The 26,702-nt window shown below is 35.5% G+C and carries 26 protein-coding genes and 1 rRNA gene; 7 read left to right on the forward strand and 20 right to left on the reverse strand.

The window, feature by feature from the left end; all coding sequences use genetic code 11:
* Positions 1–15 precede the first annotated feature (15 nt).
* Positions 16–1,236: a metal-dependent hydrolase family protein gene (locus HT586_RS10595; RefSeq protein WP_203545771.1), complete on the forward strand. Its 1,221-nt coding sequence runs from the start codon at positions 16–18 to the stop codon at positions 1,234–1,236.
* Between the two features lie 76 nt (positions 1,237–1,312).
* Here HT586_RS10595 and HT586_RS10600 read toward each other — a convergent pair whose 3' ends face one another.
* From HT586_RS10600 to groES, 5 genes are all read right to left on the reverse strand, one after another.
* Positions 1,313–2,965, reverse strand: a complete 1,653-nt coding sequence (locus tag HT586_RS10600; protein WP_203545772.1) for an SWIM zinc finger family protein — start codon at positions 2,963–2,965, stop codon at positions 1,313–1,315.
* 15 nt (positions 2,966–2,980) lie between these two features.
* Complete coding sequence (locus tag HT586_RS10605; RefSeq protein WP_203546575.1) at positions 2,981–3,361, reverse strand: ATP-binding protein; 381 nt, start codon at positions 3,359–3,361, stop codon at positions 2,981–2,983.
* Positions 3,319–4,194, reverse strand: a complete 876-nt coding sequence (locus HT586_RS10610; RefSeq protein WP_203545773.1) for an ATP-binding protein — start codon at positions 4,192–4,194, stop codon at positions 3,319–3,321. Before HT586_RS10610 ends, HT586_RS10605 begins: the two co-directional genes overlap by 43 nt.
* Positions 4,195–4,513: 319 nt before the next feature.
* On the reverse strand, positions 4,514–6,133 hold the full coding sequence (gene groL / locus HT586_RS10615) for a chaperonin GroEL (RefSeq protein WP_203545774.1): 1,620 nt from the start codon (positions 6,131–6,133) through the stop codon (positions 4,514–4,516).
* A gap of 53 nt (positions 6,134–6,186) precedes the next feature.
* Positions 6,187–6,474 carry a co-chaperone GroES gene (groES, locus tag HT586_RS10620; protein WP_096075825.1) on the reverse strand — a complete coding sequence of 96 codons (288 nt, stop codon included), beginning with the start codon at positions 6,472–6,474 and terminating at the stop codon, positions 6,187–6,189.
* A 228-nt stretch (positions 6,475–6,702) separates the two neighbouring features.
* Here groES and mroQ point away from each other — a divergent pair, with 228 nt between their 5' ends.
* A complete protein-coding gene (mroQ, locus tag HT586_RS10625; protein WP_188018381.1) occupies positions 6,703–7,470 on the forward strand; it encodes an intramembrane glutamic endopeptidase MroQ in 768 nt (255 codons plus the stop codon).
* A gap of 115 nt (positions 7,471–7,585) precedes the next feature.
* On the opposite strand, the gene HT586_RS10630 is transcribed toward mroQ, so the two are convergent.
* Positions 7,586–9,028 carry a phosphate--AMP phosphotransferase gene (locus HT586_RS10630; RefSeq protein ID WP_203545775.1) on the reverse strand — a complete coding sequence of 481 codons (1,443 nt, stop codon included), beginning with the start codon at positions 9,026–9,028 and terminating at the stop codon, positions 7,586–7,588.
* A 131-nt stretch (positions 9,029–9,159) separates the two neighbouring features.
* Here HT586_RS10630 and HT586_RS10635 point away from each other — a divergent pair, with 131 nt between their 5' ends.
* The gene (locus HT586_RS10635) at positions 9,160–10,854 is read left to right on the forward strand and encodes a M3 family oligoendopeptidase (protein ID WP_096075822.1); all 1,695 of its coding nucleotides are present in this window, start codon (positions 9,160–9,162) and stop codon (positions 10,852–10,854) included.
* 47 nt (positions 10,855–10,901) lie between these two features.
* On the opposite strand, the gene HT586_RS10640 is transcribed toward HT586_RS10635, so the two are convergent.
* Positions 10,902–11,903, reverse strand: coding sequence for an LPXTG cell wall anchor domain-containing protein (locus tag HT586_RS10640; RefSeq protein WP_203545776.1), 1,002 nt, complete (start codon positions 11,901–11,903; stop codon positions 10,902–10,904).
* 218 nt (positions 11,904–12,121) lie between these two features.
* Between HT586_RS10640 and HT586_RS10645 the strand changes: the two genes are divergently transcribed.
* Both HT586_RS10645 and HT586_RS10650 read left to right on the forward strand, forming a co-directional pair.
* The gene (locus HT586_RS10645) at positions 12,122–12,973 is read left to right on the forward strand and encodes a VOC family protein (RefSeq protein WP_203545777.1); all 852 of its coding nucleotides are present in this window, start codon (positions 12,122–12,124) and stop codon (positions 12,971–12,973) included.
* A 24-nt stretch (positions 12,974–12,997) separates the two neighbouring features.
* Positions 12,998–13,621 carry a nitroreductase family protein gene (locus tag HT586_RS10650; protein WP_203545778.1) on the forward strand — a complete coding sequence of 208 codons (624 nt, stop codon included), beginning with the start codon at positions 12,998–13,000 and terminating at the stop codon, positions 13,619–13,621.
* A 57-nt stretch (positions 13,622–13,678) separates the two neighbouring features.
* On the opposite strand, the gene HT586_RS10655 is transcribed toward HT586_RS10650, so the two are convergent.
* From HT586_RS10655 to HT586_RS10670, 4 genes are all read right to left on the reverse strand, one after another.
* Positions 13,679–14,530 (reverse strand): MurR/RpiR family transcriptional regulator, encoded by an 852-nt coding sequence (locus HT586_RS10655; RefSeq protein ID WP_203545779.1) that lies wholly within the window; start codon positions 14,528–14,530, stop codon positions 13,679–13,681.
* Positions 14,531–14,692: 162 nt separating this feature from the next.
* On the reverse strand, positions 14,693–15,643 hold the full coding sequence (locus tag HT586_RS10660; protein ID WP_203545780.1) for a carbohydrate kinase family protein: 951 nt from the start codon (positions 15,641–15,643) through the stop codon (positions 14,693–14,695).
* On the reverse strand, positions 15,640–17,124 hold the full coding sequence (locus HT586_RS10665) for a glycoside hydrolase family 32 protein (RefSeq protein ID WP_203545781.1): 1,485 nt from the start codon (positions 17,122–17,124) through the stop codon (positions 15,640–15,642). The genes HT586_RS10660 and HT586_RS10665 overlap by 4 nt, the downstream gene beginning before the upstream one ends.
* 46 nt (positions 17,125–17,170) lie before the next feature.
* Positions 17,171–18,145, reverse strand: a complete 975-nt coding sequence (locus HT586_RS10670; RefSeq protein ID WP_203545782.1) for a LacI family DNA-binding transcriptional regulator — start codon at positions 18,143–18,145, stop codon at positions 17,171–17,173.
* Between the two features lie 98 nt (positions 18,146–18,243).
* On the opposite strand from HT586_RS10670, the gene HT586_RS10675 reads away from it, so the two are divergent.
* A complete protein-coding gene (locus tag HT586_RS10675; RefSeq protein WP_133354765.1) occupies positions 18,244–19,137 on the forward strand; it encodes a nuclease-related domain-containing protein in 894 nt (297 codons plus the stop codon).
* Between the two features lie 8 nt (positions 19,138–19,145).
* Here HT586_RS10675 and HT586_RS10680 read toward each other — a convergent pair whose 3' ends face one another.
* The 4 genes from HT586_RS10680 to HT586_RS10695 form a co-directional block, all read right to left on the reverse strand.
* The gene (locus HT586_RS10680) at positions 19,146–19,484 is read right to left on the reverse strand and encodes a hypothetical protein (protein WP_203545783.1); all 339 of its coding nucleotides are present in this window, start codon (positions 19,482–19,484) and stop codon (positions 19,146–19,148) included.
* A 62-nt stretch (positions 19,485–19,546) separates the two neighbouring features.
* Positions 19,547–20,302 carry a twin-arginine translocase subunit TatC gene (gene tatC / locus HT586_RS10685; protein ID WP_096078055.1) on the reverse strand — a complete coding sequence of 252 codons (756 nt, stop codon included), beginning with the start codon at positions 20,300–20,302 and terminating at the stop codon, positions 19,547–19,549.
* Between the two features lie 61 nt (positions 20,303–20,363).
* A complete protein-coding gene (tatA, locus tag HT586_RS10690) occupies positions 20,364–20,558 on the reverse strand; it encodes a twin-arginine translocase TatA/TatE family subunit (protein ID WP_096078054.1) in 195 nt (64 codons plus the stop codon).
* 12 nt (positions 20,559–20,570) lie between these two features.
* Complete coding sequence (locus HT586_RS10695; protein WP_096078053.1) at positions 20,571–21,203, reverse strand: redox-sensing transcriptional repressor Rex; 633 nt, start codon at positions 21,201–21,203, stop codon at positions 20,571–20,573.
* Positions 21,204–21,359: 156 nt separating this feature from the next.
* Here HT586_RS10695 and HT586_RS10700 point away from each other — a divergent pair, with 156 nt between their 5' ends.
* Positions 21,360–23,276: an ABC-F family ATP-binding cassette domain-containing protein gene (locus HT586_RS10700; RefSeq protein WP_203545784.1), complete on the forward strand. Its 1,917-nt coding sequence runs from the start codon at positions 21,360–21,362 to the stop codon at positions 23,274–23,276.
* A 449-nt stretch (positions 23,277–23,725) separates the two neighbouring features.
* Here the strand turns inward: HT586_RS10700 and tsaD are convergent, their stop codons facing one another.
* The 5 genes from tsaD to rrf all read right to left on the reverse strand — a co-directional run bounded on the left by tsaD (position 23,726) and on the right by rrf (position 26,626).
* Entirely contained in the window at positions 23,726–24,724 is a 999-nt protein-coding gene (gene tsaD / locus HT586_RS10705) for a tRNA (adenosine(37)-N6)-threonylcarbamoyltransferase complex transferase subunit TsaD (protein WP_203545785.1), read from the reverse strand.
* Positions 24,721–25,143 carry a ribosomal protein S18-alanine N-acetyltransferase gene (gene rimI / locus HT586_RS10710; protein ID WP_203546576.1) on the reverse strand — a complete coding sequence of 141 codons (423 nt, stop codon included), beginning with the start codon at positions 25,141–25,143 and terminating at the stop codon, positions 24,721–24,723. Before rimI ends, tsaD begins: the two co-directional genes overlap by 4 nt.
* An 11-nt stretch (positions 25,144–25,154) precedes the next feature.
* Positions 25,155–25,817, reverse strand: a complete 663-nt coding sequence (gene tsaB, locus HT586_RS10715; RefSeq protein WP_133354755.1) for a tRNA (adenosine(37)-N6)-threonylcarbamoyltransferase complex dimerization subunit type 1 TsaB — start codon at positions 25,815–25,817, stop codon at positions 25,155–25,157.
* The gene (gene tsaE / locus HT586_RS10720) at positions 25,789–26,259 is read right to left on the reverse strand and encodes a tRNA (adenosine(37)-N6)-threonylcarbamoyltransferase complex ATPase subunit type 1 TsaE (protein WP_096078050.1); all 471 of its coding nucleotides are present in this window, start codon (positions 26,257–26,259) and stop codon (positions 25,789–25,791) included. The genes tsaB and tsaE overlap by 29 nt, the downstream gene beginning before the upstream one ends.
* A 252-nt stretch (positions 26,260–26,511) precedes the next feature.
* Positions 26,512–26,626, reverse strand: a 5S ribosomal RNA gene (gene rrf, locus HT586_RS10725).
* Positions 26,627–26,702: the final 76 nt, after the last annotated feature.

The raw sequence follows: 26,702 nt of genomic DNA on the forward strand, positions 1-26,702 counted from the left end.
TAGTGGAGGGTTTATATGAAGACTTTAATTAATAATGTTAATATTCTTGATGTTGAACGCGGTGCATATATGAATCATCGCTCTGTTGTAATTGAAGATAATAGAATTATTTCGTTTGATGATACTGATAATGCCGATATTATTATTGATGGTGAAGACCGATACTTACTTCCAGGTATGATTGATAGTCACGTGCATATGGTATTTGAATTTAAACCGGTTGAAAGTCGATTGGCAACGCCCTTTTCATATAATTTCTATCAGGCGATGGATTACGCAAAAAGTACTATTGATGCTGGTATCACAACTGTAAGAGACGCATTAGGTGCTGATATTGGTTATAAGAAAGCGATTGAAGATGGCTTATTCATTGGACCAAGAACTGTATGCAGCATTAATGCATTGACGATTACCGGTGGTCATGGGGATGGATATCAATATTCTGGTAATTCGATTGATATCGTTACTACTGATTATCCAGGTATGCCAAACGGGATTTGTGACGGGGTTGAAGAAGTCAGAAAGAAAGCACGCGAAATGCTGAGAGCTGGCGCTGATGTATTGAAAGTACATGCTACTGGTGGTGTCACTTCTCCTACCGATCATCCAAATTATACACAGTTTTCATTAGAAGAACTCAAAGTTATCGTAGAAGAAGCTGCTTTTAGAAATGGCAGAAAGGTTATGGCACATGCACAAGGTCTAGAAGGTATCAATCAATGTATTGATGCTGGTATACATTCAATTGAACATGGAATTTATTTAGATGAACCAACTGCCAAGCGTATGGTTGAACACGGGACTTACCTAGTTCCTACGTTGTTAGCACCCATTTCCGTATTAGAGTTCGCTGAAGAATTAGGCATGAGCCAAGTTGCAATCGATCAAGCTAAAGAAGTACTAGAAGATCATATTAATGGCTTTAAGACTGCTTATAAACAAGATGTTAAGATTGCGATGGGGACAGATGCCGGTGTATTCAAACATGGTACAAACTTGCGTGAGTTAGAATTGATGGTTGAATACGGCATGTCAGAAATCGATGCGATAAGAGCTTCTACTCAAGTTGCTGCTGAGTGTTTATGCATTGACCAGTTAGGTTTAATTAAAGAAGGCTATCTTGCTGATTTAATCTTAGTTGATCAAGACCCGCTAGAGAATATTAGTGTATTAAAGGACAATAACAGCATTAAGCTCGTCGTTAAAGATGGTGCTATTGTAAAGCAGATTGATTAATTTCAATTTTTCACAAATAAACACATCATCCCCATTACTTACTGGATTCGCAGTCTGTAATGGGGATGAACTATGATTATTTCATCACCTTATTCAGTTCATCAATCATCGCTGGTCGCTTCTTATAAAGCATGCGCCATTCTTTCGCGATACGGTGTGCGACGATTTCTCCACCTGTAATATATTTCATATCCTGCAAGTATCGCATCACGCCTTTATATTCCTTACAATTCTTCGCTTCATCTGCTAATGTTTGTATAATCTGTGTGTATACACGCAGTGATTTCTCTTTATCATATGACAGAAATTCCTCTTTCATATGTAAGAAAATTCTATAGTAAAATCTTCCTTCTATAAGCCCTTCAAGCAGACGGTCATACAATTTTTCTTCAATAAAGTAATGTACTATTTGTTCATCATTGCTCTGCCTAAATATATATTGTCTCACTTGTTCCCATTCTTCTTGTGTATAGAATGATTTTAGTTCACGATAACTTTCCATCTCAGACCAATGCTCACGAATAACGTAATTAAATAGTTCGTATACATAATCTATATGGCCAATTTCTTTAAAGTATCTAATTAAACGTGTGTGATACATACGAGCAATTCCCGGGTACTTAGACTGCATCCCTTCTTTAATCAGTTCAATGGCTTTTTTGTGATGTCCTTTATTTATTTCAACTTCTATGAGAAAGTCTCGAACTTGATCAGTATGTCGATACGGTTTGAGCTTGAGTATGATTTCATCTGATGAAAGCCCTAGCACTTCATATACTATAATTAAATGCTCTAAAGTATTCTTCTGTGCATATGAATCTGGTGTCGCCTGCGCAGCCTTGCGTTCCAGATAAATAAGTTTAGCGTTTAATTGTGCTTCACTTTCGAAATGTTCAAAGAATATTTCTTCAATCATCTCTCTTTCATATAGTAATTCACCTTTCAATAACTCTAAATAAATGTTGAAGATTTCATCCTGTTGCTTATCATTTGCTTCATCAATAATGTCAGAACTTAAATCTGTTACTAAGTTCATCAGTGATGTATAGCCACCAGCTGAATCATCAATATCATATTTACCAAACAACATAACAGCGTAATTCAACATCTTGATTGCACGTACAGGATTGTCGTATAACTTTGGTACTTCATCTTCTAAGTAGCTCTCTAACTCGTTAAACATATCCATCGCATCGGTATAGTCAATGAAGTTTTTTCTCATATATGATTTATATATGCCACGAATCTCTTCTTTATACGTCTGAAGTGACTGTGGTTTATTAAGTTGAACAACTTTCTGCTCATTTAGTCTTGCGATTTCTTTCATGAACTTGTCATAAATGTCACTATTCTTCATACATAGCTCAAACAAGAACGACTTTACATTCCCTTCACTCGCATGTGTAAGTGTTTGAAGTAAAGCGTCCTGATCGATTTTTATTTGTTTTTTCTTATCTGTTTTTTGAACCGTATCTTCTAACTCTTCAAATACCAGCATACTCGCAGCCATATGCTTACAATAGTTATCATCTTGTGCATGCGGACAATCACACATCATCGTCATGTTATTCGTTCCAATATTTTCAATCTCTACATTATATTCTTCACTTCCGAAGACAATTGTATTAATCTCACGTTTATCAATAAACGTCACTTCTACTAAATCTTCATAAAAGTATTCCTTTCCTCGTTCTAACACTATCGGCGTAAAATATTCTCTCCAGTCCATCATATCACCTCGTTATTATTCTCCCATCAACCATTGTAATGCATTCAATTTCTGTATCCCGTTATAGTTTGCTGTTTGATTAAATTGATCTAGCGTTAATAAATACTTCGGATACTGATCATCAATGGATGCTAATGACCTTAATTCTTGTTTCAAAGTGCTTTCATCTAAAGTTGATAATGCAACTTGATAATAGTCAATACTATTATCCGGTGCAATTGCTACAAAGTCGACTTCATACTGATTATTTTCACCAATATACACTTCAAAACCTCTACGCTTAAGTTCTAGATAAATTATATTTTCTAGTATATGTCCATAATCTTGTAGATGATCTCTCAATACTAACTGTCTTAACCCTGTATCAACGGTATAATATTTTGACTGGCTTTCCAGTAGGCTTTTCCTTTAATGTTATATCGCTTTACTTCATACATGATCAAACTATCGAGAATGCCTTTTACATAACGATCAATCGTTTGATGCGCTATTTTATATCCTTTTGAAACTAACGTATTCTTAATTTTATTTATTGTTACTAAACTACCTATTGAAGAGAATAGTGCTGCAATAATTCGTTCTAGTACACCAACATCCTGAATATTCATTCGCTTTACTATATCATTTAAAACTACCGTTGAATACAATCCTTGTAAATATTCAAAACGTTCTAATGGGTTATCAATTTTAATCGCATATGGAAAACTTGTTTGTATATACGCTTCATACAAATCCGACAACGAATGATTGCTATCTTTCTGCTTATGCCAGGTCACAAATTCCTTGAAAGACAGAGGTAACATATTAAGTTGAACATATCGCCCCGAAAGTAACGTTGCTAATTTACTACTTAAAAAGTATGCATTTGAACCGATGATATACAAATCGACATTGTCTTTTAACAATAAAGAATCGACTACTTTTTCAAACTGATCAATCATCTGAATCTCATCCAGGAAAATGTAAGTCTTTTCAATTGGGTGAATTTTATCACTTAAATACTGGTATAGATTCATATAATTCAATAGATGATGATAGGATATATCTTCAAAATTGATCGCAATAATCTGTGACTGGTCCACTCCTTTAGACAATAACTCATCCTGAAACAACTTAAATAAAGTTGATTTGCCAGATCTTCTAACACCAGAAACAACTTTAATAACTTGCTTATCACGATGTCGTCTTAGGAAATTGATATATTCTGCTCTCATTACTAATTCACTCATAAATTTCACCTCAATTTTAAACTTTTATATAAATTATATTAAATTTTCACCTCAAATTTAAACTTTTGATTATTTTTTATAAAATTTCACTTGGAATTAAAACTCTTAATATATTTTAATTACAGATAAATTTATAGTTCTCCATCTTTTCCGGATAGTCCGAGTATCCGGAATTGTTGCCACCTATTTCACTAGTTTTATCTCCATCTTTTCCGGATAATCCGAGTATCCGGAAAAGTCTACCCTAAATATCTAAACATCATCACAAAAAAATTCCGGATACGCAATGTATCCGGAATCTTTAAAATCTATTATTAAATTACATCATCCCTGGCATGCCGCCCATACCCATTTCTGGTGCTGGGTTTTCTTCAGGCATTTCTGCTACTACCGCTTCAGTTGTTAAGAACATTGCTGCTACTGATGCTGCATTTTGTAATGCTGATCTTGTAACTTTAGTTGGGTCAACGATACCAGCTTCAATCATATTTACCCACTCATCAGTTGCTGCGTTATATCCAACACCTGTTTCAGCGTGTTTAATCTTCTCAACAATTACTGAACCTTCAAGGCCAGCATTAATCGCGATTTGACGAATTGGAGCTTCTAATGCTTTTAATACAATTTTAACACCTGTTGCAACATCACCTGTCGCTTCAACTGCTGCTACTTTGTTGTAGATTGATACAAGTGCTGTACCACCACCTGCAACGATACCTTCTTCAACTGCTGCACGTGTTGAGTTTAATGCATCTTCAATACGTAATTTACGTTCTTTTAATTCTGTTTCAGTTGCAGCACCTACTTTAATCACTGCAACGCCACCTGCTAATTTCGCTAAGCGTTCTTGTAATTTTTCTTTATCAAATTCAGATGTTGTCTCTTCAATTTGTGCTTTTAATTGTCCTACACGTGCGTCGATATTTGATGCATCGCCGCGTCCTTCAACGATTGTTGTATCGTCTTTAGTAACGTGAACTTTCGTTGCATTACCTAACATATCAACTGTTGCATCTTTTAAGTCTAATCCTAAGTCGTCAGTAATTACTTGACCACCTGTAAGGATTGCTAAATCTTCTAACATTGCTTTACGACGGTCACCAAATCCTGGTGCTTTCACAGCAACTGCAGTGAATGTACCACGTAATCTGTTTAATACGATGTTTGTTAATGCATCACCATCAACATCTTCAGCTACGATTAAGATTGGACGTGATGTTTGAACGATTTGTTCTAATAACGGTAAGATATCCTGGAATGAAGAAATCTTCTTATCTGTAATTAAGATGTATGGATTTTCTAAATCAGCGATCATCTTATCAGAATCTGTCACCATATAAGGTGAAGCATATCCACGATCGAATTGCATACCTTCTACTACTTCTAATTCTGTTTTGAATCCTTTAGATTCTTCGATTGTGATAACACCGTCGTTACCAACTTTCTCCATCGCTTCAGAGATGAATTGACCGATTTCTTCGTCAGCTGCTGAAATTGCTCCAACTTGTGCAATTTCTTCTTTGCTTGATACTTCTTTTGAAATTGCTGCTAATTCTTCTAACGCAACTGCTACCGCTTTATCAATACCTTGGCGGATTCCTACAGGGTTTGCACCACTTGTAACGTTCTTCAATCCCTCTTGGATCATTGCTTGTGCAAGTACTGTTGCTGTAGTAGTACCGTCACCAGCGATTTCGTTTGTTTTGTTTGCAACTTCAGCGACTAATTTTGCACCCATGTTTTCGTATGGATCTTCTAATTCGATTTCTTTTGCGATTGTTACACCATCATTTGTAATTAAAGGTGCTACAAACTTTTTATCTAAAACTACGTTACGACCTTTTGGCCCTAATGTAACTTTAACTGCGTCAGCTAATTTATCTACACCTGCAAGCATTGAGCGTCTTGCATCTTCAGAAAACTTAATTTCTTTAACCATTGTCAAATTCCTCCATTGATTTTATATTATAGAATGTATTTATTATAATTTGATTAATCTTCAATAATCGCGATGATATCTTCTTCTTTTAATACGATGTACTTCTCGTCCCCAGCTTTCACTTCAGTACCACCAAATGGTTCATAAACTACACGGTCACCTACAGCTACCTGGATATCAATTTTTTCACCATTCTCAAGGATACGGCCTGTGCCAACTGCAATGACTGTACCTTCGTTTGACTTTTCTTTTGCAGAATCAGTTAAGACGATTCCACTTGCAGTAGTTTGTTCTCTTTCAGTTTTTTCGATTACAACACGATTTCCGTATGGTTTTATCACGATATTTTCCTCCTTGAAAAAATAAATTCATGTTTTTTAGCACTCTATACGCTTAAGTGCTAACATAATTTTATAATAATCAAAGAAGGTCAATATTGCAAATATTTTAATTTGATTTTTAATATTATTTTTAATATTATTTTTTATCAATTCGATTGAGTTTTTATTACTACCAATTTAATGTACAATGTATAAAGTATTTAAATTTGAAGGAGAATTAAAATTTACATGAAACGTATATGGATCAACGTGCTTACTGTCTTAATTTACATCGGCTCACAGTTTTTCGTCTTAATTCCTAATATTTATTTTATGAAACAAGGTTTAAGCGAGTCAGATGCATTCTTAAAATCTATCCCTTATTATGTTGCTTCTTTTATTGTTGCTTCTATTTTAGTCATATTTATCAACACACGTATTAAAAATAAAACGCAGTTAGAACGCCTTCCAAAGTCTGATACATTGGCTACAATCGGCTGGATTGTCGGTGGATTCTTTATCTCACTGTTTGCTCAGATGATCTTCGGTATGATTAATACATATATTTTACATCAGCCACTAGAAAGTCAGAATACTAAAAATATCATGGACATCGCTAAAGCTGCACCAGTATTTATTATATTGATTGCTATCGTTGGTCCAATTCTAGAGGAATTTGTCTTTAGAAAGGTTATTTTCGGTGAATTATATGAAGTGATTAAAGCTCCTCGCTGGCTTGCCTTTACCATCGCAGTATTAATTAGTGGATTTATCTTCTCAGCAGCCCACAATGACTTCGACCATACGTTAATCTATATGGGGATGTCGTTAGTGTTCAGTAGTTTATATGTATTAACGAATCGTATCATTGTACCGATTGCCGCGCATATGTCGATGAATGCTTTTGTCGTGATCATGCAGGTCGTGTTTGCAGACAAAGTACAGGAAGCACAGGAACAATTAAAGCAAACGACACAATTTATTGCTCCAATTATAAAATCATATTTTAATCTATAAAGAAACACCGAGTGGTCGGATTACGTAATAATTCGACCACTCGGTGTTGTTTTATATTTCAAAAATTATGTGAGTGGTCGAAATACCTATTATTTCGACCACTCACTGAATTTCATTACCACAGTTTCTTAACGCCCCATAGACGCTCTTCACAAGCTATAATAATCGTCTTCAACGCTTTAATACGTGCTGCACGTTTATTATTCGCAGGTATAATTACCCATGGTGCATCGTCTGTTGATGTTTTATCAATCATATCCTTACTCGCTTCAAGATATAGATCCCACTTCTCACGATTACGCCAGTCTTCATCAGTAATCTTCCACTGCTTCTCAGGTGTTACTTGTCTTTCTTCAAAGCGCTTTAACTGCTCATCTTTATCTAATACTAAGAAGAATTTTATAACGATTGATCCTTCAATTGTTAAAGCACGTTCAAATTTATTAATTTCATCATACGCACGTTGCCATTCTTCAGTAGATGCAAATCCTTCAACACGCTCTACTAATACACGGCCATACCAGCTTCTATCAAATATTTCGATATGACCAGAACGGGGTACGTCTGTCGCAAAGCGCCATAAGTAATGGTAGCTCAGCTCCGTTTCAGTCGGGGCACTAACCGCATTTACTTCATAACCTGTAGGATCAAGACTTTCACGTACACGTTTAATATTACCGCCTTTACCTGCTGCATCCATGCCCTCATATACAAGCATCATCGGAATTTTCTTTTCATATAATGCATATTGTAATTCACGAATTCTGTTCTGCAACTTCGGTAATAATTCTTTATATTCCGCTTTTGACATATCATCTGAAGTATCATCAAACATATCTGTTGAGAAGTCTTCAGTAAATTCGCCGTCTACTTTACGGTGTTCAGTCTTTTTCTTTTTCTCTTTCAATGCTTTCTCTAATCGTTTAATAATCGTTTCGTACATTTCATTCGCTGCTTTACCACGTTCTGTATAATCGATATGCGTCCATGGAGAAATATCCTCAGTCGCTTTCATTAAATCGATCATACCTTCCTGATAATCTTTTGTCGGTATACCTGTTTCATATTCTTGTGCTTTCCAGCGTGTCAAAGGATTTTTCTTCGTTTGCTGAATATGTTCAAGGCGCTTTTGTTCATTAACAGAAAGATAGAATTTAATAATTTCATAACCATCTTCTTTAAGCATCGATTCAAATCCAACAATCTCCTGCGTTAACAAGTCATAATCTTTAATAATGTCTTTTTTAAGTTCGTTCATTTCATAATCTAACTTCTGTGCATACCAGCTTCTGAAGAATAATGTTACGCCACCTTTATTCGGTATATTCTTCCAGTACGGATATAAAAAAGGATAGCGCAATAACTCACTGTCTGGACGTGGTGTTGCATAGAAGTTCGTATACTTTGCATCAAGTGTCAATAACAATTCATTTGATAACCTTGATTTCCCTGATGCCGGAATACCTTCAAACACTACCATAACCGGGATTCCCGCTTCATGTGTCTGTCTTACAAGTCCTGCTGTTTTGAGTGCTAAAGATTCATCTATCTTTGTCATATTCATCCCCCTAATCTCCTACATTAATTATATCATCTGAATAATAATAAATATATTCCTTATTCTGTATGTTTAGAGTATTATAAGAATAGTAAGAAAAATTAGATAATAAATAGATAAGGAGCATTTTAATGACTACTTTCCAAGACTACAAATATGCGAGACCCGATTTAACAGATGCAAAGGAACAGTTTACACAGTTATACACTGACTTTGATCAGGCACAATCTGTAGAAGAACAGATTCAAATCATTGATAAAATCAATGCTTTACGTAACAAGATTGATTCAATGTTTAATCTGGCATATGTTCGCGCATCAATTAATACAAAGGATGCATTCTACGAAAAAGAACGTGATTTCTTCGATGATAACAATGGGGAAATCGTCTATTTTGAATCACTTTATTACAATGCATTAAACAGAAGTCAATTCAAAGATGAACTCAAAGCAGTGTACGGGGAACAACTTTTTGATTTAGCTGAACTTTATGTGAAACAGTTCGATGAATCTATTAAAGATCTATTAAATAAAGAAAATAAGATTTCTTCTGAGTACTCTAAACTTGTGGCTTCAGCTGAAATTGAATATAAAGGTGAAACGTATACTTTTGCTCAAATGGGGAAATTCCTTGAGTCTAGCGACCGTGAAGAACGTAAGTCTGCGACACTTGCCGTACAAAATTATCGTGCAGGGTTAATGGATCAATATGATGATATTTATGACCGTTTAGTTAAAGTACGTCACGAAATCGCAGTGAAACTAGGTTTTGACAACTTCATCGAACTTGGATATGTGCGTATGCGCCGCGTTGATTATACACCTGACATGGTACAAAACTATCGCGAGCAAATTAAAACGCATGTTGTGCCACTTGCACAAAAATTATATCAGGCGCAAGCTGAACGTATCGGCGTTGATCGTTTAAAGGTTTATGATGAACCGATTTTATTTACAGATGGTAATGAGTCACCAAAAGATGATGCTCAGACGATTTTAGAAAATGGTCGTAAGATGTATCGTGAATTAAGCTCTGAAACAGATGAATTCTATCAGTTTATGATGGAACGTGAACTCTTTGATGTGGAAGCGAAAAAAGGTAAACAGGCAGGTGGATATTGTACATTTATCGATGATTACAAATCACCATTCATCTTCTCTAATTTTAACGGCACAGACCATGATATTACTGTATTAACACATGAAGCAGGTCATGCCTTCCAGGTATATCGCTCTCGCGAACTAAGTGTGCCTGATTATTTATGGCCGACACATGAATCATGTGAAATTCATTCAATGAGTATGGAATTCTTCACTTACAAATGGATGGATTTATTCTTTAACAATGCGGATAAATTTAAATATAAACATATCGGAGATGCGATTCAGTTCCTTCCTTATGGTGTTGCAGTGGACGAGTTCCAGCATATCGTCTATGGTAATCCTGAAATGACACCGAAAGAACGACGTGAGGCATGGCAATCTCTAGAAGCTAAATACTTACCGCATAAAGATTATGATGGTATTGCACCACTAATCGATGGCGCATTATGGCATAGACAAGGACATATATTTGAATCTCCATTCTATTATATCGATTACACTTTAGCTCAAGTATGTGCATTCCAATTCTTTAAACGTTCTAGTGAAGATTTTGAAGGCGCATGGAAAGATTATCTGCATATTTGTGATATCGGTGGATCTCTGCCATTCAATAAAATTGTAGAAGCTGCACACTTAAAATCTCCATTTAAAGATGGAACATTAAAAGATGTGATGGCATTCCTTGAAGACTATCTAGAACAAATTGATACTTCTAAATTTTAATACGTAGAAATACGCTTAGGCTATGAGCCTAAGCGTATTTTTTGTAATTATTTCTTTCTCACTAAAACAGATCCTGCTAGTAGAAGTGCTGCGATATATCCAAATAATGACGTTACTTCACCTGTGTCAGGTAATGCTTTTATCTGGTCTTTTTCTTTTTTCGACTGTTTCTCTTTGTCTGAATCTTTTTGTTTATCTTTAGTCGATTTTGTTTGTTTTGAAGTATCCGTTTCGTTCGATGCTTTATTGTCTTTCTTATCTGCAACTAAATCTTCTGTCTGTGTTGCATCATTTATATCTTTAGACTTTTCAATCTTTGTTGTGACAAGTTCCCCAACATGTTTATCTAGTGCCGTATAGTAAGCTTCACCTTTAGCTGGAGAGAATTTACCTGGTTTCTCAGTATATTCATGTTTATCTTCATCTTTACTCTCATCGACAGGTGGCTTTGGTGCTGGTGGTACACGTGTATCGTCCCCGCCTCCAGTACTCGGTATCCCTGGCTGTGATGGTGTACCTGGCTGTGATGGTGTACCTGGTGTTGAAGGGTTAGTTCCAATATTATTATCCGTTGGAACATTCGGTTTTTCAGTTGTCACAGGCTCTATTGGTTGTGTCACAGGACCTGGTACTTTCACAGGTTTCTCAGTAGTCGGCCTTTCAGTCGTAACTGGTGCCCCTACACTTGGCTTAAGGGTCTGATTATTCGTAGCTGGCTTTGTTGTAGTGCTTGTTGTATTAGCAGATTCTTTGGCCGGCTTTTCAGTTACTTTATTATTCGTTTCATTCGTTTGAGAGGCAACAATCGTCTTTTCGGTAGACTTTTCCTCAGTTGTCGGTGTTTCAGTGGTTCTTGCTTCTGTCGTAGGACGCTCTATAGAAGGTGTATCATTAGTAGATTGATTCATTTCTGTTGAAACGATTTCTACAGTACTTGCTGGTTTATGTGTGATTTCGTTAGCCTCTGCTGAGTTAATGTCTAATGCATTTAGACTTAACGTTAAAGCAGCTGTCGTTAAAGTAATCGAATGTAGCTTTAATTTGCGCATTATACATTCCTCCAAATTTCCAATTATATTCATTATAAAGCACAGATATATTATTTTCTATTAAGTGAGCGTATTGTTACATATATTTAACATAGTATATATAACTGCAATAAATTTATAAAAGTTGATATAATAACATTAAATCGTTTTAATTTATAATGTGATGTGGTATATTAATTATATATAATATACAAAATATACTTAGGAGTCATTAAACTATGGAATCAAAATATTTTTCGAACGACACGCATATCGGTGCAATCCATCTAAATGTAAATTTTATGGAGAACAGTATAGTATTTTACAACGAAATTTTAGGACTAAATATTTTAGAGTCAACAGATCAATATGCAGTACTCGGCACTAGAAACCGTCCTTTAATTTATCTGTACCAAACGAATAAAAAAAGAGTAAAATCAGCTGGATTATTTCATTTTGCATTACTTGTGCCTTCTCGTGAAGCATTAGGTAATATCTTTTTCCACCTCATCAAAACTGGTTATCCGCTTTCCGGCGCAAGTAATCATGATGTATCTGAGGCGATCTATCTACAAGATCCAGAAGGTAATGGTATTGAAATTTATCGTGATGTGCCATCTTCAAAATGGGAATTTGAAGAAAACGGCGATATCGTGATGGGTACAACTGAAATGGATTTCAGCGGTGTACTTGCTGCGAATAATAACTTACCTTTCAAAGGGTTACATCCTGATACAATTATGGGACATATGCATCTATCTGTCATCGATCTCGATAAAAGTATTGCTTTCTATGAGAATTTCTTCGGCATGGATGTTATGACTAAATACGGAACGAGTGCTGCATTTCTATCAGCAGCTGGATATCACCATCATCTCGGCTTAAATACGTGGGATAAAGCGACTGAACAACCTGAACAAGACGCACCAGGTATACGCCGTTTCGATATTCAGATGCCAAATGATGAAGATGTTACGTATTTCAAAAAGTTGTTAAACGAAAAAGGATTAATGATGCATAAAGACGGGAATTCTGAAGTTATAAAAGATCCAAATGGTATAGGTATCAGGTTAATGATACGAAGTAATTAATATAATAAAAAAGGAGAAACGACAATGAGTTTATTTAAAAAAGATTTAGCAGAAAGTTTTGAAGAGGCAATCGAAAACAGACGTTCAATTTATCACATCGAACCAAAATCACCAATTTCTGATGAAGCAATTGAAAAAATTATTTCTGACACAGTTAAACATGTACCATCAGCTTTCAACTCACAAAGTACGCGTGTTGTTTTATTATTAAATGATCAGCATAAAAAATTATGGGATATCACTAAAGACAGCTTAAAAGAATTAATGGGGCCAGACCGCGATTTCAGTGAAACCGAACAAAAAATCAATAGCTTTAAAGCTGGTTACGGTACTGTATTATATTACATCGATAGTAAAGTAACTGAAGGATTACAAGAAAAATTCGCTGCTTATGCTCCGAAATTCCCTCTATGGGCACAACAATCAAATGCAATGCATCAGTTTGCAATCTGGACAGCTTTTGCCAATAAAGGATTAGGTGCATCATTACAACATTATGATGGTGTAATCGATGAGAAAGTTGCAAGTGAATTCGATATTCCTGCAACTTGGGAACTTGTTGCACAAATGCCGTTTGGTTCAGTTGGTTCAGAAGCTGGTCCAAAAGAGTTCCAACCTGTAGAGAACCGCTTTATCGTTAAAAAGTAACCTTATAAAAAAGATCATTGAAAAAATATTTCAATGATCTTTTTTATTTACTCAACATTATTGTGCATCTTGAATCTCTTTACGTGCATTGTTAACATTTGTTAATATTTTAACAACTTCTTCTTTTTGGATTGAGCCAATTCTTAAATATACTGCATCAATAATAGCAAGTTGAACAATACGTACTGTCATCGTTCCAACTTTAATTTCATTTTCTTCTTTCGCCATAGCAAGAGCAATATCAGCCATTCTCAAAGCAGGAGAAGGTACTTTTTGAGTAAGTAAGACAATCGTAACATTTTGTCTCTTAGCATACTTAATTACTTCAATAATTTCTTTACTTCTACCTGATGAAGTTATTGCAAACAACACGTCACCTGGTTCGAAGTTGCCAAGCATTGATACTGCAGTAAATGAATCACTTGCAATATGTGCAAGTTTATCAATTTGCGCAAGCTTAAGTCTGAAGTCTTCTCCAACGACTTGAGCTATCCCAACTCCAAATATCATCATGCGCTTTGCTTTGATGATAGCTAGGGCTGCATCATCAATTAATTTTGGCGACAATATCTTTTCTGTATTGTATAAAGCTTGAATTGAATTATTGAATACTTTTTCTTTTAACACTTCAACGGAGTCTGTAAATTCTATCTTAGAAGGTTTTTTCTCAGTGTCAATCGTATGTAATTCTCTTGCAAGTTCTACTTTTACAACTTTTATTCCAGAGAGTCCTAGGCGCTTGCTGAAACGGACGATGGCAGCTTCACTCGTTCCTGCCATTTTTGCTATCTCTTTAATCGGTAAATTCACTACTTTTACAGGCTGATCAATCATCAAATCTGCAATGCGTTTCTCAACGGGTGTAAATGTGTCGTACATTTGTGTAATTTGGCCTAAAACGGAATACATAGCTAATAACCTCCAAACTTTTCATTAAAAATAAGACAATATTACAAAACATTAATTTGAAATTAATACTTATATATATTATATACTATATATTGTGAATACTTTAAATAAATATTTAAATTATTGATGAAAAAAATGTATTTTATTAAAAAAACTACAATTTTAGGAAAATCGTAGTTTTAAGTCATTTTTATTTGGTAAACTTTCGATAGCACCTTTACCTGTTGTGGTGTATGCCCCTACTTGATTGGCAAATGCTAATATATCGTAAGCATTTTCTTTTAGATAGCTAATTTGTTGTGTTTTATTTAACAATTGATAGATTACAGCACCGATAAAAGCATCTCCTGCGCCTGTCGTATCTTCTACCGTGACAACTTCTCCTGGTGCGTGAACATTATGATCTTTAAAATATAGGGTTGCGCCTTTTGGACCTTCTGTATAGATGACCGCTTCTGTATGGCTAATAAACAGACTTTGAATTGCTTCGTTAACATCACTGATACCTGTAATAAATTCCAGTTCTTCATCTGAAATTTTCAAAATATGTGCTTTCGGCATAAAAGTCTGTACTGTTTCTTTAAGTAATGCTTTATCTGGCCAAAGTGGAAATCTTAAGTTTGGATCAAAGATGACTATGCCACCTGCTTCATGGAATTTTTCTATCAATGCGATATGTGTGTCTTTCATCGGTGAAGGAATTAAATCAACTGATGAGAAATGCATAATGTCTTCCGGTCGAATCACTCTAGGTAAGTTGTCTGCTGTTCTTAACATATCTGCAGAAGGATTTCGGTAAAAGGAAAAATCGCGTTCTCCTTCCAGCGTTAAACTTACAAAAGCAAGTGCAGTGTTCGCTTCGTTTGTGCGTGTAATATATGAGGTATCGACGCCTGTATCTTCCAGCGTATCGATGATTAAATCTCCAAATGCATCAACACCAAGTTGTGAAATTAAATAAGACTTTCCGCCTAACTTAGCTACACTTGCTGCAACGTTTGCTGGAGCCCCTCCTACTTTTGTCTCAAAAGATTTAACCTCTTTTAATTTAACCCCTTTTGTCTGCGGAATAAAGTCAATTAATGCTTCCCCAATTGCATATAATGCGCTCATTCATTAGCCTCCTTTAGGTCATATTTTGTAAATTTAAAGTACACCTGACCTGATTCAGTCGATGTGCGAATTCCTTTAGCATCTTGAGATGTAAAGATACGCGTTGTCATTACTTTCTCTCCGTCATTGATAAAGATTTCTATGGACGAAGTATCAACGAATATTTGTAATTGCTTTAAATCTTCATCTAATACAACTGAACGGCTATACCCATCAACACCTTCTGGTAATTGCCCACTATCAAATCGATCCAGCGTGATACGTTTCTCTGCTTTGTTATATGTGATCATGGTACTTTCTTTCTTAGATACACGTAACTCTATATAAAATTCTGTTGAATCATTGTCCAGAACATCAACGATTAATTCATAGTGCGTCCCTTCATAAGGATGAAGTTTTACATTCTTTTTCGTAGCATAACCTTCTGCCGTTTCTACGTTACCACGTAATGATTTAAGTGATTCCACCGGACGTTGACGTAACTTGTTATCTTCTATCGTTAATACGCGTGGAATTGTTAAACAGTGCGCCCATCCTTCTTTATCGGTTGGATAGCCTGTATCAGGTAATCCCATCCATCCAATTAATACTCTGTTTCCATCTTTATCGAGTGTTGTTTGAGGTGCATAGAAATCAAATCCATGATCCAGTTCTATAAAATCACCATGTATCATTTCGAATGTCTCTTTGTCGAGTTTACCGAGCACATAGCCAGATTGATAAATGTTCCAGAACTGATCCTCATATTTATCCACGCCTTGTGGGCAGAATAATAATACATCCGTATTATTCAATTCAAAATAATCCGGACACTCCCACATATATCCAAAGTCTGTGTAGTCAGTTTTTAACTCAGAGATAAATGTCCAGTGTTTTAAATCAATTGATTGATATACAACAACAGTACCTGTCTCATCGGTTCTTTGTGCGCCAATCACGGCATAGTAGTATCCATTTTCAAACCATACTTTCGGGTCGCGGAAATGATCTGTATAGCCAGATTGTGGACCACTAATAATCGGTGTCTCATCCTTTGTAATCATGCCGTCTTTATGCAACGTGGCAATCATCTGATAAGGTATGCGTTCCCATGCATCTGTACGATGATTGCCTGTATAGATTAGTTTCAGCGTATCATCTACAACTAGTCCGGAGCCCGAATAAGCACCATGACTATCAAACTGTGTATCTGGACGGAGTGCAATTCCTACATTTTTAAAAATTGCAAGATCATCACTTACGGTATGATACCAGTACTTCAAACCATGTACGGGTCCTAACGGAAACCATTGATAGAATAAATGATACTGTCCGTTAAAATAAGCAAATCCATTTGGATCGTTGAGTAATCCCGTTGGTGGCTGAATATGAAATAACTGTCTGTGAGGAGATTGTTTCGTCTGTTCTATTAATTTTAAATATTGGTCTTCAGGGAATGTTTCTAATCTTTGATATCGTTCTTCTCGTGTCCATTCAATCATATTTATACTCCTTTTTGGTACCGGTTCCATTCTATTTAGTGTCATTTTATGCTTGTACTGCTTTTTTGTCAACGCTTTCTTTTTCTTCTAATTCAAACGACATTTCCTGAAGTAACGGCACCTCTTTTTCGTCAATTAAATCGAGCATTGATTTAGCTGCTAACACGCCTGTCTCAAAATAGGGAAATTTAATCGTCGTAATCATCGGCGTCACAATAGATGTCGTTTCATAACCGCCAAATCCAGTTATCGATAGTTGGTCAGGTACTTTTAAGTTTTGCTGTTGGGCTGCTTTCAATACACCGAGTGCAATATTATCTGTTGCACAAATAAGTGCATCATATTTATCTACTAACTGCTTTGCAGTTTCTGTTGCATCCTGAAGTTTAAAAGTCGTTTCGTATATAGGGATGGTTTGACCAAACCCTTTAATTACACCTTGTTTTCTTTTTTGACCCACTGCAATATCAGTTTCAGGTACACCAAGATAAGCAATATTTTGATATTCGAGATTTTTAAAATATTTACCGATATTTATGCCTGCTGCATAATCATTCTGAATAATTGAGTGGATATGTTTATCTTGTTGACCAATAAGCAGGAAAGGTTTATCTAATGAATCGATGAGTTCAATATGTTCTTCAGTTAAAGTCGTAGCCAACAGAATGATACCATCTACTTTACTCGTATGAAAAGTCTTAATCGCATTTAACTCTAAATCAAGTGATAGATCAGTATTGGCAATTAAAGTTTGATAGTTTTGACGGCGTAGTGTCGTTTCTATACCGAGTAACGTTTCATTAGAAGCATATGAATTTAGACGGGGTACGATAACACCTATCATGTTGGTGCGTTTCGCTTTTAAACTTTGTGCAAACTGGTTAGGCTTGAAACCCGTTTCCTGCACAATTTTATCAATTTTCTGTCTCGTCTTCTCACTTACTGAACCACCGTTTAAATAGCGTGAGACGGTGCTTTTTGAAACGCCAGCGAGATTCGCAATATCTAATATATTATTCATGCTGCCACCCCTTACATATTGACTTTATTTTAGCATGTTTTAGAAATTCGTGATATAAAGAGAGTGTATTGATCATTGAATATCTAATAGGAGACTTTATGATTATCAAAACAAGACAACCTTCCTCTTCTTTGCTTCAGTTACACCACCTCAAAGGACGCAGTAGTCTCGATTTATCCGATTATGAATTAGAATTAAAAGGCTATTACGGCGAGCAACTACTTGATCGTATTGTTAGTCGTGTAGATTTCGGAAATGCATTAGTCATTCAGGATTTACGATTGTTAGATGGTAAAACAGAACGACAGTTCGATACAATAGTAATCGTGAATCAAAGTGCATATATATTAGATGCGAAATACTATACCAGGGATTCTCGTTATCAAGATGGCAAGTTCTATCACGGTTATAAAGAGATTGAAAATCCTGATTTACAGATCAGCAGATCTGAAACTTTTTTAAGGAATTATATATGGAAGCATTTCGGCGTGAACTTTACAGTAGTGGGTTTTTTTGTATTTGTAAATAATGATGTGACGTTTAGAAATGACAGCAGACATCCACGCTTGTTACACGCAAACGAATTACAGTCATCATTTCATGAATTAAAGATGCACCCTGTAATGGAAGTTGACTATGATATTGCAGAATCACTTGTGAAAGCTCATCGATTAGAATCAATTCATAGTGTTGAACTGGATATTTCAGAAGCTGTGTTTTTTAAAGGTTTGAAATGTCCGAAATGTGCTGTTGTGCAGGACGTAGAATTTTCTAACCTGTTAAAGATGCCATGTTGTCATGAAATTTATCGTTTTAATGATGTGATGTACTATGCACTTAAAGAATATTGTGCAATTCATAAAGTGAGCAGTGTGAAAGTTGGTAAATTTACGAATTTTATTACGGGAAGTGATAGGAGAAACTACAAAATCGAGCGTTTTATCAGGAAAAATTTAAAACGTACTGATAAAGAAGGTACATATCAAATTTGAGTTGGATATTAATGGGTATAGATGCACACTTCTGTTTCCATGTGGGCATTTGTTTGAAGTTTCTTCCTGTTCGTGCACACTTCTGATTCCATGTGGGCATTTGTTTGAAGTTTTTTCCTGTTCGTGCACACTTCTGTTTCCATGTGGGCATTTGTTTGAAGTTTCTTCCTGTTCGTGCACACTTCTGATTCCATGTGGGCATTTGTTTGAAGTTTCTTCCTGTTCGTGCACACTTCTAGTTTGTTGTGGGCATTTGTTTGAAATTTTTTCCTTTTCGTGCACACTTCTGATTCCATGTGGGCATTTGTTTGTAGTTTTTTCCTGTTCGTGCACACTTCTGTTTCCATGTGGGCATTTGTTTGAAGTTTCTTCCGTGAAATATCAAAAAACTAACCACTCTCCAGAGTGGTTAGTCCATTAGTTCTTCTTCAATTAAACGTTGTTCACCTTTTAAAAATTGGCGATATCCAATCTTACTAATTTGTATGCTCACTTCATATAACAACAACATCGGGAATGAGAACATCAAATATGAAATTAGATCCGGCGGTGAAATTAATGCAGTAATCACAAATAAAGCAAAGTATGCGTATTTTCGATTTTTCTTTAAGAACATCGGTGTTACAATTCCAAGTCTTGTTAGAAATAACAGCAGTATCGGTAGCTGGAACAAGAATCCGAATGGAATCGTAAATCTCAGCATTTCATTGAAATACTCCCTGACACCGATCATCTGATTAACCCCCATCTCACTCGCAAGTCCAATGGTGAACTGAATCAAATAAGGAAATACATAAAAATAGCTAAAACTGAGTCCTAATAGAAATAAAATTAAACTGATTGGAATGTATGATAATGTTGCACGACGTTCTTTAGGATGTAATCCGGGTGATATAAATGCCCATAACTGATATAAAATGACGGGCGATATAATGATCAATGCAATAATCATTATCACTGTAATATAAATCGTTAATGGATCACTCACTTTAAAATAATGTAATTCAATACTTTTAGGTACATCATCTTTTGTTAAGAATTTTGTAACTGGTTTACCAAAGTAAAATCCGACTGCCGTCCCTGCTACTAAACAATAGAGCACGACCATAATGCGTTTACGCAACTCGTCCAAATGCTCAACAACGGTTAAATCATCTTTATTCATCTAAGGAATGAACCTCCTCATAAAAAAACGGCAAACACTGTCGCCGTTTTGAATTTCTAAATTATTTTACGTCTTTGTTATCTTTGTCATGGTCTTTCATAATACCATCTGTTGCATCTTTAAATTCTTTTAAAGATGTGCCCATCGCACGACCGAATTCTGGTAATTTCTTAGGTCCGAAAATAATTAACGCGATAATCCCTAAGAAAATAGCAATTGCAGGTGATATCATACCAACTGTATTTACAAATAACATCTATTTTACCCCCTAATGATTTTTCATAAAGAATATTAGCGACTGTAATTCAACACCCAAATCAATGTGATGTACATGCACCCCATTTGGCACTGTTAAACGTTCTGGTGTAAAGTTTAATATACCTTTTATTTGTGCTTTTGTCACTCTATTTGACACATCTTGGGCAACTGCACCTGGTACAGTTAATATTACAACTTGAATGCCAGTTTCTTCAACAATTTTTTCGAAATTCTTCATATCTTCAACTGTTATCTTACCAATCGTCTTACCGATTGAAGTTGAGCTTGTATCAAAGGCTGCTGTAATCTTCATGCGATCATTGATCGAGAAGTTATAATTAACAAGTGCAGTTCCCAGATTCCCTACCCCAATAATTGCAACTTTTGTAATCATGTCTTGCTGTAAAGTTGTCTTAAAAAAGTTTAATAAAAAGTTAACGTTGTAGCCATATCCTTTTTTTCCTAGCTCACCAAAATAAGAAAAATCTCTTCGTATTGTTGCCGAATCAATTTGTAAGCCCTCACTTAGCTCCTTACTACTGACTCTTTCTACATTTGAATTATATAACGTATTCACAAAACGATAATATAAAGGAAGTCTCTTTAGTGTGGCTTTAGGAATCTTTATTTCGTTCTTTGACATCCTACTCACCTGTTTCAAGTAAATTTGTGATAGATTTCACATCACTTTTGATTATATCACTTAACGTATTAATTGACTATGTGAAATTTCACAAAACTGATTAAAATATTCCCACCTTATCGTACTTCATGTACAATGAAAGTGAGGTGAAATAACTTGATATTATTACAAGCAAGCAATTTAACTAAATCCTATTCAGGTGAAAATATATTTTCGAATGTGAAATTCGAAGTTAAATCTAACGACCGTATCGCTATCGTCGGAAGAAATGGTGCTGGTAAAACCACTTTAATGAAGATTCTAGCCGGGACTGAAGATTACGATACAGGTAATCTTTCAATGTCTAAAAATATCAGACTCGGCTATCTTACTCAGCAAATGACTTTGAATGCAGAAGGAACCGTCTACGAAGCGATGAAAAAGCCGTTCCTTCATCTTGAAAAAATGAAGCAGGAATTAGACAAAATCGCTTTGTATTTAAGCGAAGAAAGTCATAATGCGCACACGGATGCATATCAGGAGAAATTAACGAGCTATGAGAAATTACAACAACAGTTTGAAGCTCAGGATGGCTATCTTTACGAAACTAAGATTAAAACAGTGCTCTCAGGTCTAAACTTTAAACCTGAAGACTTTGATCAGAAGATCGATACATTTTCAGGTGGACAAAAGACACGTCTTGCTCTTGCTGAAATGCTACTTCATAATCCAGACTTACTACTACTCGATGAACCTACTAACCATCTCGACATGGATACAACTGCCTGGCTTGAAAATTATTTATCGACGTATGATGGTGCCATCGTGATTATCTCACATGATCGCTACTTTTTAGATAAAGTTGTGAACACAGTATACGATGTGGCATTAGGTCAAGTTCAAAAATATGTCGGTAACTATTCTAAATTCATTGAGCAGCGTGATCAATTTTACGAAAAGATGCAGGCACAGTATGAGCGACAACAGGCTGAGATAAAACGTCTGGAAACCTTTGTTCAAAAAAATATTACACGTGCGTCAACGAGTGGTATGGCGAAATCACGTCGTAAAGTACTTGAGAAGATGACTAAGATTGATATTCCGAAACAAGACGATCACTCGATGAATTTAAGATTTAATATTCAGAAGGAAACAGGAAATGACGTCTTACGGATCGATGACCTTGCTATCGGCTATGATACGCCACTTGCTGAACATTTAACCTTAGATATAAAAAAACAGGATGCTGTTGCATTTATCGGGCCAAACGGTATCGGTAAAACAACGCTTATTAAAACTATTGCTAAACAATTAACCGCACTGCACGGTGACATTAAGTATGGTGCTAATCTTTCAATCGGTTATTACGATCAAAAACAGGCAGAATTTTCTTCAAATAATACTGTACTAGAAGAATTATGGCAGTACTATCCAACGATGCCTGAAAAAGATATTCGTACCGTACTGGGACGCTTTCTATTCGTTCAGGATGATGTTAAAAAGATTATCAATGACTTATCAGGTGGAGAAAAAGCAAGATTACAACTTGCTAAACTTAGTCTTGAAGAAAACAATGTGTTAATCCTTGATGAGCCGACTAACCACCTGGATATTGATGCAAAAGAAGTACTTGAAGATGCACTTATCCATTATCCCGGCACCTTGTTATTTGTCAGCCATGACCGTTATTTCATCAATAAAATAGCGACAAAGATATTCCAGATGACTGATAAGGGTGGAAAGCTATTCCTCGGCGACTATTCATATTTTATCGAAAAAGAAGAAGAACGATTAGCCCACGAAAGCTTAGTCGAACAGGAGTCAAAGCAAATTACTAAAGAAACGACCAACGATGACTTTAAAGCGAACCAAAAAGAAAGACGTAAACTAGAACGTCAATTAGAAAGTACAGAAAAAGATATTCAGCACCTGGAAAGTCAAATCAGTAGTATCGAGGAACAGCTTACGCAACCAGAAGTATTTAACGACCATGAAAAATCTCATGCTTTAAATGAAGAACTCATTACATTAAATCAAACACTCGAACAAAAAGTCGAACAGTGGACAGAATTAGAATTAGCATTAGAAAATTAACCGGCATAGCCGGTTATTTTTGTACACAAAGTTATGCACAGCAAAAACCCTTTTATTTCACTAATCCACAGAGTTATCCTAGTTATCCACAGAAAATGTGTATGATATTATGATTAATTTCGTGTAATACTCCCTATTGACATTGAGTTATACACATTCTGTGCACAACTTGTGTACAAGTACATGTGTTCGCGTAGATAAAATACAGACAAATTGAGAAAAATGAATGCTTAATTTTATATGTAAGTGGTATATATATATTGTAGAAATTTTATTCAATCAGACACCATCATATTTAAAGGGGTATATATATGTATCGATTTCCACGGAGTTGTTTAGGAAGTATTATTCTATCGGTTATTCTTTCAATCATTTTAACGGTACTGTTAAATGGTTGCGTCGCTATAATGCATTAAAAAGAGGACAAAGTTTTCACTTTGTCCTTTTTATTATAATTCAATATTTGATCTTCCATTTAAATTCATTCCAGCAAACTCAGATTTAATATACTGATAATATGCTGCTGCACCAATCATCGCTGCGTTATCTGTGCATAATTCAAAGCGAGGTATCATCAATTTAATATTCTTTTCTTCACATAGTTGCGTCATACGTTCACGCAATCCTTTATTCGCCGCTACACCACCGCAAATCAGTAATTGTTTGATATTATATTCAGCTAATGCATCAAATGTTTTTTCTGATAACACATCAATTACACTCGCCTGAAAACTTGCTGCCACATCTTCTGCTTTATAACTTTCACCTTTTTGATTCTTATTATGCAATGTATTAATTACGGCACTTTTTAAACCGCTGAAACTAAAATCATATCCTTCTAAAATTGGACGTGGTAATTTTAGATTATCCTCACCAATGGCGGCTAATCTATCAACATGAGGCCCTCCCGGATAAGGTAGATTAATAGTTCTAGCTACTTTATCGTACGCTTCACCGACAGCATCATCACGTGTCTGTCCAATAATTTCAAAGTCCATATGGTCTTTCATAACAACTAGTTCTGTATGACCTCCTGACACCACTAAAGCTAATAACGGAAAAGTTAATCGCGCTTCAATATGATTCGCATAAACATGCCCTGCGATATGATGTACAGGTATTAAAGGTTTGTTATGCGCTAGCGCTAATGCTTTTGCTGCGTTGATGCCTACAAGCAATGCACCGATCAATCCCGGTCCTTCTGTCACTGCAACGGCATCAATGTCATTCCAATTAAGATTGGCTTCATCAATTGCTTCTTCAATAACGATTGTAATATTTTCAACATGATGTCTGCTTGCTACTTCTGGTACAACGCCCCCAAATCGTTTATGAGATTCTATTTGGCTGTTGACGACGTTGCTCTGCACCTCATATCCATTTCTTACGATACTCACAGCCGTTTCATCACAACTTGTTTCTATTGCTAATATTGTTACATCGTTCATTTTAATTTCACCCACATTACTTTCGCATCCTGATTCGGACCATAATAGTCACGTCTAACTCCACCATATGTAAAACCAAATGATTCGTATAAATGACGAGCCGTTAAGTTCTCTTCTCTCACTTCCAGACTCATCATTTCACAATTAAGGCGTGCATAATTCATAACGTACTCTAATAATAACTTACCGTATCCTTTGCCACGCATTGTTTCATCTATTGCAACCGTAGTAATTTGTGCCTGATCAATAACTATCCACATACCGAGATATCCTATTACTTTATTATCCTGCAACATCGTAAAATAATGCGCAAACTCATTTTTTTCGAGTTCATGATAAAAAGCATCTAAATTCCATGAACCTGATGGAAACGCTTTTTGTTCTATCTCATATATTGCCGGAACATCTTCAAGCAACATCTTTCTAATTGTTAAGCCTGATTGTTCTGCCAATTACGCTCAGCCTCAGATATTCTCAAATACGTAGGTTCAAACGTATGTGCACTGACTAAAGACGATTCATTAATGAGTCTTCTCATTTCAGCACTACGTGGAATACAATAGTAAGATGGACCTTTTAACTGTTCTGCCAGTTTCTCAGCATCCATCCCAATAAATAAATACGGTAAATGTTGTTCTTTTAATTTTTGGTTTAAATCATCAATTGATATATAAGTATCATCTTCAACAAGTTCTAATTTAACACCTTTGTATCGATATATGCCCGCATATACGTGGTTACGTCTTGCATCAATAACAGGTACCAATAAAAATTCATGCATTCTCACTGTTGCAGCAATCGCTGCTAAACTAGATACAGCATATAATGGAATATTTAATGTATAAGCAAGTGTCTTTGCAGCTGTAACGCCTATACGTAACCCTGTATATGAACCTGGTCCTTTTGCAACTACAATACCTTCGATATCTTTCATTTCAAGCTTTGTATATTCTAACAAAGATTCAATCTGAGACATCATCGTAATTGAATGGTTGATTCTCATACCACTATTAAATTCTGCTAATACTTCATTTCCCTCGGTAATTGCAACAGATAACGGTTGATTACTCGTATCGATATGTAGTAGTCTCATACTCAATTTGCTCCTTTAAATTTGTTGAACGATTACCATGTGACGCAAGTTTAAATAAACGTCTCGTATCATCAATACGTTCTATTTCAATTTGCAGATAATCTTCAGGTAGAAAGTCAGCAATCATTTGTGGCCACTCAACCAATGTAACGCCTTCACCATAAAAATAATCATCAAACCCTAAATCATCTTCAGCACCTTCTAAACGGTAACAATCCATATGATGAAATGGAATGCGTGCTTCATATGATTTAATGATATTAAACGTGGGAGAACTGATAACAGATGTTACACCTAACGCCTGTCCAAAATATTGACTAAATGTTGTTTTACCAACTCCAAGATCACCTTTTAACAAAATAACTGTTTGTGGCTTTGAAAATCGGGCAATTATTGTAGCAAGTTTTTGCGTTTCTTCTATTGAATTAATTAGTAATTCCATTTTTCTTCACCTATTTTTCAAATATGTATTATTGTATCATGAAATGTTTGTATTAATGTAATTGATTGTTGGATAATAGTATTTCTTTTGGTTGTGAGTGGTCTGTATTGTTGTATTACAGTCCACTCACTTTTAGATACTCTGATTAAAAATCGTATGAGTGGGCGAAATAATTATTATTTCGCCCACTCATATAACCATATCATTAAATATATAAAGAAAAAAGAGACCCCGAAGGATCTCCTATGCATTGCCCGGCAACGTCCTACTCTCGCGGATCGTAAGACCAACTACCATCGGCGCTAGAGAGCTTAACTTCTGTGTTCGGTATGGGAACAGGTGTGACCTCTCTGCCATCGTCACCAGACAAATGAAAGATAATATATTATACTTTCAAAACTAGATAAACTTAAGAAGAAATATGATGTACCAAACATCACCGT

Source organism: Macrococcoides bohemicum, assembly GCF_016865215.1.
Taxonomy (GTDB): domain Bacteria; phylum Bacillota; class Bacilli; order Staphylococcales; family Staphylococcaceae; genus Macrococcoides; species Macrococcoides bohemicum.